Origin of the sequence: Rhodococcus sp. EPR-157, assembly GCF_001647195.1 — a bacterium.
In the GTDB taxonomy this organism is placed as follows: Bacteria; Actinomycetota; Actinomycetes; order Mycobacteriales; family Mycobacteriaceae; genus Rhodococcoides.
The window spans coordinates 1-14093 of sequence record NZ_LVCV01000165.1 but is presented as its reverse complement, the minus strand read 5'-3'; the positions used below and the strand labels follow the sequence as shown (position 1 = coordinate 14093).

9 protein-coding genes are annotated in these 14093 nt (G+C 65.1%); 7 read left to right on the top strand and 2 right to left on the bottom strand.

Annotation, left to right across the window (positions count from 1 at the left end):
* On the bottom strand, positions 1-807 hold an 807-nt coding region (locus tag A2J03_RS07340), incomplete at its 3' end, for an ABC transporter ATP-binding protein (protein ID WP_068371487.1).
* A gap of 113 nt (positions 808-920) precedes the next feature.
* On the opposite strand from A2J03_RS07340, the gene A2J03_RS07335 reads away from it, so the two are divergent.
* Positions 921-2219, top strand: coding sequence for an MFS transporter (locus tag A2J03_RS07335; RefSeq protein WP_068371476.1), 1299 nt, complete (start codon positions 921-923; stop codon positions 2217-2219).
* Positions 2220-2286: 67 nt separating this feature from the next.
* Positions 2287-3777, top strand: coding sequence for a DUF4185 domain-containing protein (locus A2J03_RS07330; RefSeq protein ID WP_068371472.1), 1491 nt, complete (start codon positions 2287-2289; stop codon positions 3775-3777).
* A gap of 98 nt (positions 3778-3875) precedes the next feature.
* Here the strand turns inward: A2J03_RS07330 and A2J03_RS07325 are convergent, their stop codons facing one another.
* Positions 3876-5342, bottom strand: coding sequence for a CCA tRNA nucleotidyltransferase (locus A2J03_RS07325; protein ID WP_068371469.1), 1467 nt, complete (start codon positions 5340-5342; stop codon positions 3876-3878).
* Positions 5343-5529: 187 nt separating this feature from the next.
* On the opposite strand from A2J03_RS07325, the gene A2J03_RS07320 reads away from it, so the two are divergent.
* The 5 genes from A2J03_RS07320 to A2J03_RS07300 all read left to right on the top strand — a co-directional run.
* Entirely contained in the window at positions 5530-6087 is a 558-nt protein-coding gene (locus tag A2J03_RS07320; protein WP_068371479.1) for an NUDIX hydrolase, read from the top strand.
* Positions 6087-8444: a DUF6049 family protein gene (locus tag A2J03_RS07315; RefSeq protein ID WP_068371466.1), complete on the top strand. Its 2358-nt coding sequence runs from the start codon at positions 6087-6089 to the stop codon at positions 8442-8444. The genes A2J03_RS07320 and A2J03_RS07315 overlap by 1 nt, the downstream gene beginning before the upstream one ends.
* Positions 8441-12559 (top strand): lipid II flippase MurJ, encoded by a 4119-nt coding sequence (locus A2J03_RS07310; protein ID WP_231912408.1) that lies wholly within the window; start codon positions 8441-8443, stop codon positions 12557-12559. Before A2J03_RS07315 ends, A2J03_RS07310 begins: the two co-directional genes overlap by 4 nt.
* Before the next feature lie 124 nt (positions 12560-12683).
* The gene (gene sigM / locus A2J03_RS07305) at positions 12684-13277 is read left to right on the top strand and encodes an RNA polymerase sigma factor SigM (protein ID WP_068371463.1); all 594 of its coding nucleotides are present in this window, start codon (positions 12684-12686) and stop codon (positions 13275-13277) included.
* Positions 13278-13332: 55 nt separating this feature from the next.
* On the top strand, positions 13333-14093 hold a 761-nt coding region (locus tag A2J03_RS07300; protein WP_068371460.1), incomplete at its 3' end, for a hypothetical protein.

Sequence of the window (14093 nt, the reverse complement as noted above, 5' to 3'; positions counted from 1 at the left end):
GTCGCCGTACTGCGCGAACAGATCGTGTACGAACCTCGCCGACTGGGCGGTGCTGTGCACCGAACGACTACCGTCGACACTCCACCGCACTTCCGAATCCGAAGGCATGGTGCGGGCAAGGTCATCCGGTGAACCGTCGGCAATGATCCGACCGCCTCCGAGAATGACGATTCTGTCCGCTAGTTTCTCGGCCTCGTCGAGATCGTGAGTGGTGACGAGGATGGTGGTCCCATCGAGATCGGCCAATCTGTGTACCAGATCATGGAATTCGCGTCTCGAATCGGGATCGAACCCTGCCGTCGGCTCATCCAGAAAGAGGACCTCGGGCTTGCCGACGATTCCGATCGCCACATCCATGCGACGCCGTTGCCCACCGGAGAGCGATCCGATCTTGCTCCCTGCTTGATCGGTGAGTCCGACCAGTTCCAGTAGTCGTTCGACGTCCCAGGGGCGGCGGTGTTCGGCGGTACCGAACGGAACATAGAAGGAGCCGAGGTAGTCGAGCAGTTCGCCTACCCGCCAACGCCCGTGGTCACGCCAGGACTGCAGTACCACTCCGATGCGCGCCCTCCACAGCTCGTCCGCGTCGGCAGGGTCGCTGCCGAGCACCTCGACTCGCCCCGAAGATCGCAGACGAAACCCCTCCAGAATCTCCAGCGTTGTCGACTTGCCCGCCCCGTTCGGACCCAGCATCACGAGGACTTCACCTCGGTGCGCCCGGAACGTCACCCCCTTCAGAACGTCGGTCGCCCCATACTTCATTCGCACGTCCTCGACGTCGATGGCGACGTCGCTCGATGTACTCACCCCGGCCTCCCAGCATCGTGGTCTGACGATGATTTGTAGCATAACTACTACATTCCGTATTGGCTATCCTTCTCGAAGATTCCCATTGGATTCCTCGTACTACAGTCCCGTGAGTGAGCGACGAAACCTTCCTGGCACGGCTACGCAATTCGCCAGGAGCAGGCAAGCTCACCACCATCCGCTTCGCAGGGCAGTTCGGCGACGGCCTGTTTCAAGCCGCTCTCAGTGGGGCGATCCTGTTCAACCCCGAGCGCGAATCCAACCCAGCCGCCATCGCTGCCGGATTCGCCGTGTTGCTCGTGCCGTACTCGGTGATCGGACCGTTCGCGGGCGCAATGCTCGACCGCTGGGATCGGCGAGCAGTGGTGCTGTGGGCAAACGTGGTCCGCGTGGTGCTCATCGTCGCCACGTCCGCGGTCCTGTGGACGGGCGGCGGTGAGACACCGCTCCTCCTGCTCGCGTTGTCGACCGTCGGACTCAGTCGGTTCGTCATGGCAGGTGCATCGGCGTCCCTCCCCCACGTCATCAGGACGGAGTGGCTCGTACCGATGAACTCGCTCCTCGCCACAATCGGTTCCGGTTTCGCTGCGGCAGGTGCAGGGGCCGCCGTCGCGGTCATCGGCGTCGTGGGCGCGGGCGACGTCGGATCCGGCGTCGCCGTGGCAGTGTCGGCATCAGGCTCGGTCGTCGGGACGATCGCTGCTGCCCGTTTCGCCCGAGGCTCACTCGGCCCGGCGACGCTGATGGAACGTGATGATCGAGGCGCACTCGAGGCGCTCGCCGACATCGCCGCAGGTCTGAAATCGGGAGCCGTCGCAGTCTGGAAGTCGCCGACGGTTACAGCGGCGATGGCCGGCATCGGCGCCCACCGGATCGTGTTCGGAATCGACACGCTCGTCATGGTGCTGATCCTGCGAGAGACGACGTCGAGTTCGTTGCCGGGTGGTTTGGCCGGGTTCGGTATCGCACTCGGTGCGACTGCCGTGGGTATGCTCGTCGCCGCGGTCCTGACGCCGTTTCTACTGCCGCGTCTCGGCCGAGTTCGTTCCATCGTCGGAGCGCTGGCGCTCGCGGCAGTGGTCCAGGTGACGTTCATCGCCGCCCTCACCCAGACGAGCCTGCTCATCGGCGCGTTCCTGCTCGGCGCGGCCGGGCAGACCATCAAGCTGACCGGCGACGCGTCGATGCAGACCGACATCGACGACGATCATCGCGGCCGGGTCTTCGCGCTGCAGGACACCGTCTTCAACATCTTCTTCGTCGGCGCCCTCGCCGCGGCAGCATTCGCCGTCGGCCCGACCACTTCCAATCTGGCCGGCGACGCCTCGGCCCACGTCGTCGTCTTCGCAGGCGGCCTGGTGTACGTGCTGGGACTCGTCGTCGTGTCCCTCAGTGCCCGACGCGCCCGGTAGCTCGTCCGGTGCTACCTTGTTTTGCACACCGCACGGTACGAGAACTCTCCAACCAGGAGGAACACGCATGCGCGCCAGATCGACTGCTCTGGTCTGCGCACTCGCACTCACCGCGTCGAGCACCATCCTGGTTGCACCAGCGTCCGCCGCGCCCCCTCCGCCCGTCAACGCATGCGGCGAAGCCGGATTCGACCCCAAGGACTATCCGCCCGAGCCCCTGAGCCTCGACTCGCCTCCGGTGCTTCCCCCCATCCCCGACCGGTTCGTCATTCCGGTGCCGTACCCGTCCGTCGAACTGGTTCCGTTGCCCGATCCAGCACCGGACCGCACCCGCGTCGAGGCCGAGCCACTACCGGACCCCTGTATGGATCCGTGTCCGGACCTCACGGACGATCCCCAGGATATTGCCGTCGGGTCCGGCTCGGCCGAACTGCCGTTTCCACGGATCGAGATCGATCCGCAGCCCGAAACGATTCCGATCCCGATCCCGGGTCCGCCCGGTGAGCCGATCGCTCCCGCGCCACCCGCCGCGGTGAATCCCGCGGAACCTGGCCCGATCAGCGGCGCTCCGCCGCAGCCGGCTGTCCGCGACGTATCCGTCGTCTCGCAGGTCACCGGCCCGGGCTCCGACAACCGCACCGACAAGCGCTGGCAGGTCGACGGCACCGACCTCGGCATCATGTGGGAGAGCAAACCCGGCGAGGTTGCCGTCGCGTTCGGCGACTCGTTCGGCAAGGGTTGGGAATTCGGCGTAGTCGGTGGACCGGACTGGCGCAGCAACACTCTCGGCCACAGCACCGACTCCGACCTGTCCGACGGTATGACCATCGACAGTATGGTGCAGGACTCACGCTGCCACGCAGCCGAATTGATCAGCAGCCGCAAGGTGAAGAATTGGGAGACTACGGTCATCCCGACGTCGGGATTCGCGGTCGGCGACCGTCAATACATGTCGTACATGTCCATTCGCCGCTGGAGCACCGTACCGGGAATGTGGTGGACCAACTACGGGGGTATCGCGTACTCCGACGACAACGGCTCCACCTGGACCAAGGACCCGCATGCCCGCTGGGACAACATGTTCGGGCTCTCGAAATTCCAAGTCTCGACGATGGTTCCGCAGGGCGATCACGTCTACATGTTCGGAACGGTCAACGGCCGCGTCGGCACGGTCGGGCTCGCACGCGTGCCGAAGGACGACGTGCTCAACAAGACTGCCTACCAGTACTGGGTGAACGGTACGTGGGCGCCGGTGGACTTCAACGAAGCCACCCCCATCGCCGACGGTACAGCCAGCGAGCTGTCGGTCCGCTACGACGCGCAGCGGTCGATCTGGCAGATGACGTATCTCGATCCGATCGCGGGCAACATCGTTCTGCGCGAATCGGTTACAGCACAAGGACAGTGGACGCCGCCCACGACGCTGGTGCGCACCGCCGAGTACCCCAAGGCCTACGGCGGCTTCATGCACCCGTGGTCCAAGGACGGCGAGCTGTACTTCACCGTCTCCGAATGGGACAGCTACAACGTGTACCTGATGAAAGCTGCCGTGTCGTAGGAACGCGAACCTTTGGGGGCGCCGCCTCCAGTGGCACGGTTGAGTGCGCTACCGTGCACTCTTTCGTGCCACTGGGCCGGAGGCCCCACACGCACAGCTCACAGCGTTTTCCACCACTCCAGCAACGCTTTCTCGGCCTCCTCGCGGGGGAGTGGCCCGCGATCGAGACGCAGTTCCTTGAGGAACTTCCATGCCTTGCCGACCTCGGGACCGGCAGGGATCGACAGCAATTCCATGATCGCGTTGCCGTCGAGATCGGGGCGAACCCGAGCCAGATCCTCCTGCTCGGCGAGCGCGGCTATGCGCTCCTCCAAATCGTCGTAGGTTGCTTGCAGCGCTGCGGCCCGACGCTTGTTCCGGGTGGTGCTGTCTGCGCGAACGAGCTTGTGCAACTTGGGAAGTAGATCGCCGGCATCTGTCGCGTAGCGCCGTACCGCGGAGTCCGTCCACTGCCCCTTGCCGTAGCCGTGGAACCGCAGATGCAGAAACACGAGCTGGGATACGTCGTCGATCATCTTCTTCGAGTACTTCAGTGCGCGCATTCGTTTGCGCACCATCTTCGCTCCGACGACCTCGTGGTGGTGAAAGCTGACGCCACCGCCCTCTTCGTGCCTGCGGGTGTCGGGCTTGCCGATGTCGTGAAGCAGTGCAGCCCAACGCAATACGAGATCCGGATCGCCATCTTCGAGATCGATCGCCTGCTTGAGCACCGTCAGTGAGTGCCAGTAGACGTCCTTGTGCTGATGGTGCTCGTCGATCTCGAGCTTCATCGCAGGAACCTCGGGCAGTACGTGTGAGGCGAGTCCGGTCTCGCACATCACGTCGATTCCCTCGATCGGGAACTCACCGAGAATCAGTTTGTCCAGCTCCACCTGCACACGCTCGGCAGTGATTCGTTCGATCTGCCCGGCCATCGCACTGATCGCCTCGTGGACCCGAGGCATCAGCGAGAAGCCGAGCTGCGATACGAAGCGGGCGGCGCGCAACATGCGCAGCGGATCGTCGCCGAACGACTTCTCCGGCGTCGACGGTGTATCGAGTAGGCCTTCGAGCAGCGCATCCATGCCGGAGAGGGGATCGACGAACTCCTGGGACCCATCGGCGCCGAGCCGTACCGCCATCGCGTTGACGGTGAAGTCGCGTCGAATCAGGTCTTCTTCGAGACTCGTGCCGTACTGCACCTCAGGATTGCGCGAGACCTGGTCGTAGGAATCGGTCCGGAAGGTGGTGATCTCGATCTGCTGGTCACCCTTGCCTGCGCTGACGGTGCCGAAGGCGATGCCGGTGTCCCATTGATTGTCCGCCCAGCCGGACAGCAGGCGCTGCACGACCTCGGGTCGGGCATCGGTCGTGAAGTCCAGATCGTTGCCGAGACGGCCCAGGACGGCGTCGCGCACGCTGCCACCGACGAGGTACAGCTCGTGGCCCTCGGCTGCGAATCGAGCCGCCAACGGGGCAAGTACATCGGAGAGTTTGTTCAGGGTCACCGCAGCCGACGCCAACAGCCGACTGCGACGGTCGGCTGACTCGTCGGGCGGTCGGGGGATCGGAGACTTCTCGGGCACGTCGAGAAAGCCTAGGCGGCGGGAGTGGAGCCTGCGGAATGACCCCATCCAGGCGGGAGTGGAGCCTGCGGAATGACCCCATCCAGGCGGGAGTGGAGCCTGCGGAATGACCCCGTCAAGAGTGCCCGCGCAACCGTCACGGTGCGGCGAGGAGGATCACCGTCCATTTCCATCTAGTATGGATTGGGTGTCTGCTGGCGAACGTGCGAACAGGAGCCGCCGCAACCCGCGGCGGCGGACTGCGCGCGCCGACAGCGACAAGCCACGGCTGCGGACGGTGCGAGAGACTTCCGCTGGAGGCCTGGTCGTCGACGGTCTGGATGGTCCTCCCGCGCAGCGCTGCGCCGCTCTGATCGGCCGCACCGACCGCCGCGGACGACTGCTGTGGTCGCTTCCGAAAGGCCACATCGAGCAGGGCGAGACTGCCGAACAAACAGCGATGCGCGAGGTTGCCGAGGAAACGGGCATACGCGGATCGGTGTTGGCGTCGCTGGGCAGCATCGATTACTGGTTCGTCACCGAGGGCCGCCGCGTCCACAAGACGGTGCACCACTATCTGTTGCGCTTTCTCGGCGGCGAGTTGTCGGACGAGGACGTCGAGGTCACCGAGGTCGCGTGGGTTCCGCTCAGCGAACTGGCTTCACGGTTGGCGTACGCCGACGAGCGGAAGTTGGCTGCGATCGCCAGCCAGCTGATCGAGAGTATGAACAACTCGGATCCCGAGACGCACGTCGGCGGGAAGTGATGGTGCGGCGCTCGAAAGTCACTGCGGCCACATTGACTGCTTTGATGTTCGTTCTGATCCCGTCGGTTCTGGCGCCCGGGCCGGCCGTCGCTCAGGAAACCCAGGACCCGACCGAGAGCTCGTACCAGTCTGGTGACACCGACCTACCCGAGACCGATCGGGGAAGCCAGTTCCTGCGGCTTTCCGTCGATGCGGTGGCACCTGGGACGGTCACGACCACCAGTGAACCGTTCGTCACGGTGCGCGCCACGGTGACGAACACCGGAGATCGTCGCGTCGACGACATCAGCGTCCGGATGCAAAGCGCCGACGCCGTCGATGCGCCCGAGGAGCTACGCACGACTCTGTCGCTGGATCAGCAGGAATACCTCAACGTCGGCGAATTTCAGAACGTCGCTGTGAACCTCGAGCAGGGCGCGAGCACACAGTTCGTCATCTCGATGCCACTTCGAAGCTCGCAGGGCCCGTCGCTCGGCATCGACAGACCCGGTGTGTACCCGCTGTTGCTCAACGTCAACGGCACACCCGAGTACGGCGGAACTGCTCGGCTCGACGACGCTCGCTTCCTCCTGCCGGTCACTGGGGTACCGCGAGATCCGACCGCCCTCGACCCGATGGCACCCGATGCACAGCCGATGCCGCCCAGCACGGCAGACCCGGTGGCGACGACATTGTTGTGGCCCCTAGCCGACAAGCCACGCCTCGCTGCGGGAATCCCCGGTTCGTTGGACGAGAAAGTACGTCTCGTCGACGACGAACTTGCCGGCGAGTTGGCACCGGGCGGGCGCCTCGACGAACTCCTGCAATCAGTCGAGTTCGCGACAACCGACGAGCTGGATCCGGAAGGACGCCTGGCCGAATCTCTGTGTCTCGCCGTCGACCCGGACCTGCTGGTGACCGTGTCGAACATGACTCGCGGCTACTCCATCGTCGACGACCCCGCCGACCCGACCGGGCCCGCCCGCGAAGGTACCGGCCGGGAAGCGGCGTCGAACTGGTTGAGCAGACTGGAAACCTTGACGCAGTCGACGTGTGTGACAGCGTTGCCGTTCGCTCAGGTGGATCTCGACACGTTGGGCAATGTCGGCGATGCCTCCTTGGTGTCGACCGCGCTCGAATCGCCATCCGACGTGGTCGACGCCATCCTCGGGGTGACCTCTGTGCGCGGCATCGTCTGGAGTTCGACGGGCCAGCTCGGCGAGACCGGAGCGGCTGCGGTGCGATCGATCGGTGCACGAACTGCACTGCTCGCGGACAACAGCATCGCGCCGAGTGCGTCCGGAGCCGTCGCCCGCGTGGTCGGTGGCAGCAGTGTCGACGCGGAATTGAACGCCACCGTGTTCGACGCTGCGACGGCGACTGCGCTGGCCGGCGTCGGGGACGACCCGAGTACGCCGGCGTTCACGCCCGAGGACCAGCGATACGACCTGACCGGCGATTCCAGGACAGCTCGACTGCAGGATGCACTGGGCGCGGTCGCGTATCACTCGTTGGCTCCGACGGGCGGTGCGCCGCGTACGTTGACGATCGCTCCACCCCAGTACTGGACGGCAGGCGGTGACGAACCCGACGCCATTCTCGGAACCGTGTCGTCGCTGCTTCGTTCCGGTCTTGCGTCGGCGCGACCGTTAGCCGAGCTCGCCGCCGCCGTACCGACCGGATTGCCTGTCGAAACCAGGACCATCGATCAGGACGATCGTGACGTGAATCTCGAGGATCGTGTGCGGGCGCAGAGCAAACGCATCGAGGCGCTACGGGGCTCGCTGGTCGACGACCCTCAATCTGCGCTGACACCGCGCCTGTACACGGCCCCGCTTCGGGAGGACTTGCTCCGTGCGATCGGCACCGCCGATCGTTCCGAAGCCGCGTCGACCGCAGCTCGGGTACGAATGGACGGTTCCGAGTCCGGACTCGACGGCATCTTCGAATCGGTCACGGTCCTCGCCCCCGGCGGTGTCTACACATTGGCGTCGGAACAGAGTCCGTTGCTGCTGGTCGCCCGCAACGACCTCCCCGTCGGGGTCAACGTGCGGCTCAAGGTCGATGCGCCGCCGGAAATGACCGTCAGCGACGTCGGTGCCATGGCGCTGCCTGCGCGGGGAAGCCGAACGATCACAGTTCCGGCCCAGGTCGACGACAGCCGCAACCTGGCTGTCGACTTTTCCCTGACCACCCTCGACGGCCAGCAGTTGGGCGAAGCGTCGACGGTGTCCGTACGGTCTAACGCATACGGACAGGCGCTGGCGATCATCACCGCCTCCGCGGGGGTTCTGCTGCTACTACTCGCCGGCCGCAGACTTCTGCACAGGTTCAGAGGTCAGCCGGACCCAGCAGACGAAGGGTACGAACGGCCATGACGGGTAGCGATATCCCCCACTCGGGCGACATGCCCTACCGGGGGGACGGCCCGCGCACTCGGCTGCCCGCAGCCCAGGTGTTCAGGCGCGTCGATCCACCACGTCAGGCGCCGTGGGAACGCGACGCGTATGCACGGCCACGCGAGATGCGCAGCTACCCGGCTCCACCGTCTCCCGACGGCGGGCCTGCTCCGGACAATTCCGTCACCCAACTCATTCCCAGGTTCCGCGACGAGGACTTCCCGCCGGTCCCGGACCAGCCGCAACCGACACCCGAACCCGACGCTCGCCCCCCGGCGAAGCACAAGAGCCTGCTCGCGTCGACGGGGTCGATCGCCGTGGCAACACTGGTCAGTCGGATCACCGGGTTCTTCAAACAGGTCGTCATGCTCGCGATTCTCGGCGGCGCGATCGCAAGCTCCTTCACGGCAGCGACGATTCTGCCGAACATGATTTCCGAGCTGGTCCTCGGCGCGGTGCTCAGCGCGATCGTCGTACCGGTTCTGGTGCGGGCCGAAATGGAGGATCCCGACGGCGGCACGTCGTTCGTGCGCAGACTGTTCACGATCGCGTTCACGATGCTTGCCGTCGTCGCGGTGATCGCAACCATCGGCGCGCCGGTGCTGAGCCGAATGCTGATCGACGACGATGCCAAGGTCAGCAGCGAACTGACAATTGCGCTGTCGTACCTCGTCCTACCAGCGATTCTGTTCTACGGCCTGTCCGGGCTGCTCACCGCGGTGCTGAACACTCGGCAGAACTTCCGCCCCGGTGCCTGGGCGCCTGTGTGGAACAACCTGGTCGTACTCGGGATTTTCTCGCTGTACTTCCTCGTGCCGGGCGAGATAACGCTCGATCCCGTCGAGATGAGCGACCCGCACATCCTGATCCTCGGTCTCGGCGTCACCGCCGGTGTCGTGACCCAGGTGGCGGCCCTGATCCCGGCTCTGCGGCGAGAAAAGATCGACCTGCGGCCACTGTGGGGATTCGACGCCCGGCTCAAGGCCTTCGGCGGCATGGCGGCCGCTATCATCCTGTACGTCGTCATCAGCCAAGCCGGTCTTGTCTTCGCGACGAAGATTTCCGCCGGGGCCGACGAAGCCGGCCCGGCGATCTACTCGCAAGCGTGGATTCTGCTGCAGCTGCCCTACGGGATCCTCGGCGTGACGGTGTTGACCGCGATCATGCCGCGGCTCAGCCGGAACGCGGCCAACGGGGACACCCCCGCTGTCGTCGACGATCTGTCGGTCGCTACCCGACTGACGCTCGTCGCACTCGTACCCATCGTGGTGTTCCTGACCTTCGCCGGACCATGGGTCGGCGAAGCCCTGTTCGGTTTCGGCAACTTCGCCAGTGATGCGGGACGACTCGGCGAAGCAGTCAGCTGGTCGGCCTTCACTCTCATCCCGTACGCGCTGGTCCTGATCCACCTTCGAGTCTTCTACGCACGAGAACAGGCGTGGACGCCGACCTGGATCATTCTCGGCATCACCGGCGTCAAGATCGCCCTGTCCGCGTTGGCACCCGTCCTGGCACGCAACGATCAGCAGGTCGTCCTCTGGCTCGGCGTCGCGAATGGCCTCGGATTCGTCGTCGGTGCCTGCATCGGCGGATTCCTGCTGCATCGAAGCCTCGGCAACCTGCGGATGATCAACATCGGGAAGACCATCTGGATGGTGCTCATCGCATCTGCAGCGGGCGGCACCGCGATGCTCGCCATCGACCGCATTGCCGACCTCGGAGCTGTCACCGAACCGCTAGGCGTGGTCGGCGCGTTGCTGCGCGTCGGGATCTGTGCCGTCCTGATGCTCGGTATCACCTTCGGAATCTTGTGGTTCGGCCGAATTCCGGAGGTGCTGGCGGTGACGGTCGCCGTGCGCAAACTGGTCGATCGAGTTCGGGGCAGGACCACGTCCGTCACCGAATCGGCCGAACCTTTCCCCACCCAGCAGACCGAAGCGATACCGGTCGTCAGTTCCGCCGCTGCATGGGACACTGCACGCGACCGACTCCCGTACCCTGGACCTCGGCGAACCGGGACGCAGTCCCCGCCACGTCCGCCCGAACGGGGTGGTCATGTGGGGCAATCCGGGGCACATACGCGTGAAGGAGTGAGAGTGACCGACGACGAAGTGGCTGGGGGGCCGGCCGAGTCCGTGAAGAACGGCGCCGACCGAGCACCTGGTGGAGTCGAGGTGGATGAGCGCGCACACGTGCCCTCTGTTCCGCCGAAGACAGCTGCGCCCACACCACCGTCGTCCGACAGCACCGACTCCGACACGAGCTCGACCGACAAGACTCCCGCTGTCGACGAGTCCACGGTCGAGGCCTCGGCGCAGCAGCCGGGCAATCCCGCCGAAGTTGCTGCCGACGACGGTGTTGCCGACGAGACCCCTTCGGAGACAAGCGCACTCGCGGCCGACAAGTCAGCGGCACCCGACAAGGACGATTCGAACGGCGCAGCGGATCAGGCTTCCGACCAGGACGCCAGCACTGCATCACCGGTCACGCCCGGTACCGCAACAGTCGGGGGCGCGACGGCGGCGCCCGCTGCAAGTGAGAACCCGCGCGCGCTGCGCGGCCCCAAACTCATTCCCGGAGCATCGGTTGCCGGTGGCCGCTACCGGTTGCTCGCCCCACACGGCGGTGCTCGCGGACTCAAGTTCTGGCAAGCACACGATGTGAAGCTCGACCGCGAGGTGGCTCTCACCTTCGTCGACGCCGACCAGCGCGCGGGCGATGCCTCGGCAGATGGACCGGAAGGTCCGCAGGCAATCCTGTCGCGCACATTGCGTCTCGGCCGCATCAACTCACCCGGACTTGCGCGCGTGCTCGACGTCGTGCGCGGTAGTTCCGGTGGCATCGTCGTCGCCGAATGGACGCCCGGTCGTTCATTGCGCGAGATGGCGGACACAGTTCCATCCCCGACTGGTGCAGCGCGAGCGATCAAGGCGCTGGCGGGCGCTGCCGAAGCGGCTCACCGCAGCGGCGGCGCACTGTCGATCGACCACCCCGATCGTGTTCGCATCAGCACGAGCGGAAATGCCGTCCTTGCGTTCCCCGCGACGCTCGCCGACGCCGACCCGGGTTCGGACGTTCGTGGACTCGGCGCCATGCTCTACGCCCTGATCACCGCACGATGGCCCCTCGTCGACGCAGCCGGCAACACTCGTCCGGACGGACAGTTGCGTTCGGTCGGCGGCATGAAGCCCGCAGACCGAGACGCCAGCGGCCATGCCGTCGAGCCACGTCGGATTCGGTCCGATGTTCCGTTCGAAATCTCGGCTGTCGCTGTACGCGCGCTCGAGCAGAACAGCGGAATCAGGACTGCGGCAACCGTTCAGCACGTTCTCGACCAGGCTGCCGTCGTCAACGACAAGACCGACATGATGCCCGCGCTTCGTCTGGGACAGCGAGCTCCAGGAGCCAGCGGGCATTCCCTCGCCGACCCCGAAGAGATTGCGGCACAACAGCAGCGATCGAGACGAACCAACATCGCGCTTGCCGTTCTCGGTGCTCTGACCGTCGTTGTCCTCGGCTTCGCCGGGTACTGGCTGTTCACCACCATCGCCGGCGGCAACTCCGATGAACCGTTGACGCAACAGGACTTCGGTCTCACGACGCCCGAGACGGTGCCGCCCGCACCAGGGGCGCCCGAGGCCGCGACCCCGGCCGCGGCGCCCGTTGCTATCGACTCGGTCGAGGTGTTCTCACCGCAGGGCAGTGCGGACAATGCCTCGACGGCATCCAATGCGACCGATGGCGATCCTTCGACCGTGTGGGCGTCGGACTCCTACTTCCAGCCATTCCCCTCACTCAAGGAGGGCGTGGGCTTGCTCGCGACACTGCCATCGTCGTCAGTGCTCACCAGCGCGTTCGTGAACTCTCCGTCACCCGGAACAGTCGTCGAGATCAGATCGGCCCCGAGCGATTCTCCGAGCCTCAGTGATACGACGATCATCGGCGAGGCAACTCTCGGAAGTGGTGTCACCGATATTCCTCTGCAGATGACGGAGCCGACGAGCCACGTTCTGGTGTGGATCACAGTCCTCAGCACCGACAGTGGACGCAACCAGTCGTCGATCGCGGATTTCGGTTTCACCGCACAATCCTGATCCCCGCCCTGTAAACACCCGCTTCACCTGCACAGTGCTTGAAAAGAACATCTTTTCGTACTGCGCGGTCTCTATGCTTTAGGCTCTCCAGCAATGCGGTAACACGGGGGGGAGCCGTTTTCGTATGGGGATTGCAGGTGTAAACGAAGGGGTCGGGGATCTGCTCGGTGGGCGCTCCGATGTCGAATTGCTGGCGGCGCACGTTGCGGGTGACACATCGGCGTTCACGACGCTTGTTCATCGACATCAAGAGCACCTGTGGATGACCGCACGCCGGACCAGCTACACGACCGAAGACGCTGCGGACGCGTTGCAGGAGGCCTTGCTGTCGGCGCATCGTACTGCGGCGTCGTTCCGTGCAGATGCTGCAGTGCGCAGCTGGTTGCACAAGATCGTCGTGAACGCGTGCTTGGACCGCATCCGACGGAATCGATCGAGGCCGACGGTGTCTTTACCCGACGGCGACTCGTTCGATCCCGCCGATTCGCGCGACCCGATGGCGACCGTGGAGACCTCGATCGAGGTGCACAAAGCACTCATGACGCTGGCGCCCGAGCAACGAGCGGCGGTCGTCGCGGTCGATATGGAGGGGTATTCCGTAGCCGATGCGGCGCGATTGCTCGGGGTACCCGCAGGAACGGTGAAGAGCCGCTGCGCTCGCGGCAGACTCAAATTGGCCGTTCATCTCGAATTTCTTCGATACGACGGGAACCGTTAGACCGTCCGCTGCGTCATAGCATGTGTAGGGAGACTGTGCATGGAAGGAGATCGCGATGGCGTCGCACGGCACCGACCCCCTTCCTACCCAGCCGTACTCACTGGAACTTCTCGCTGATCTACATGCGGGTGCACTTCCCGAGTCGGTCAGCTCGCAGCTGTGGCCCCTCGTACGGCAGGACCCGGACGCCATGGATGTCCTCGCTGCGCTCGATGCGGTCACCGCCCGCCTGGGAGCAGCCAGCCGCGAACCTGCCCGTGGAGAACCGCTTCCCCCTGAGGTCGCCGAGCGAATCGACCGAGCTCTCGCCGAGGCGGAACCGCCGACCGCACTTCACACCAGCGCCGAATCCACCGACGTCATCACGCTGGCCTCACGTCGACGACGTGTTCGAGTCGCGATCGTCGTCGGGGTCGCAGCCACGGTTGCACTCGGCGTCGTGATGACGGCCGTCGTGGTGAACAATGTGACGTCAGATGGCGAAGGTACGCAGGATCTCGTCGCCGAGGCTCCGTCGGCGGATTCACCGGCCCTGGTTGTCGACTCCGACAACCTGGATGCATCCGTCGCCTACGAAGTCATGACGAATCGCGAAACCAACGATCTTCTCGAGTCCGGTGCGTTGTCCGGGTGTCTTGCAGCCAACGGCTTCGAACCCTCGACCACCGTGCTCGGGTCCGCTCGAGTCGAGCTCGACGGTCAACGCGGCGTCATGCTCGTCCTACCGAAACCCGGTCAGGAGACCGGCCTGACACTCCTGGCCGTCGACACGGACTGCGGTCTCGGAAACCCTGGTGTCCTGGTCCGCCAGGATGT

Coding starts and splice junctions, on each gene's coding strand:
- A2J03_RS07310 (WP_231912408.1), top strand. CDS start 8,441: ATGACGGGTAGCGATATCCCCCACTCGGGCGACATGCCCTACCGGGGG.
- A2J03_RS07330 (WP_068371472.1), top strand. CDS start 2,287: ATGCGCGCCAGATCGACTGCTCTGGTCTGCGCACTCGCACTCACCGCG.
- sigM (WP_068371463.1), top strand. CDS start 12,684: ATGGGGATTGCAGGTGTAAACGAAGGGGTCGGGGATCTGCTCGGTGGG.
- A2J03_RS07315 (WP_068371466.1), top strand. CDS start 6,087: ATGGTGCGGCGCTCGAAAGTCACTGCGGCCACATTGACTGCTTTGATG.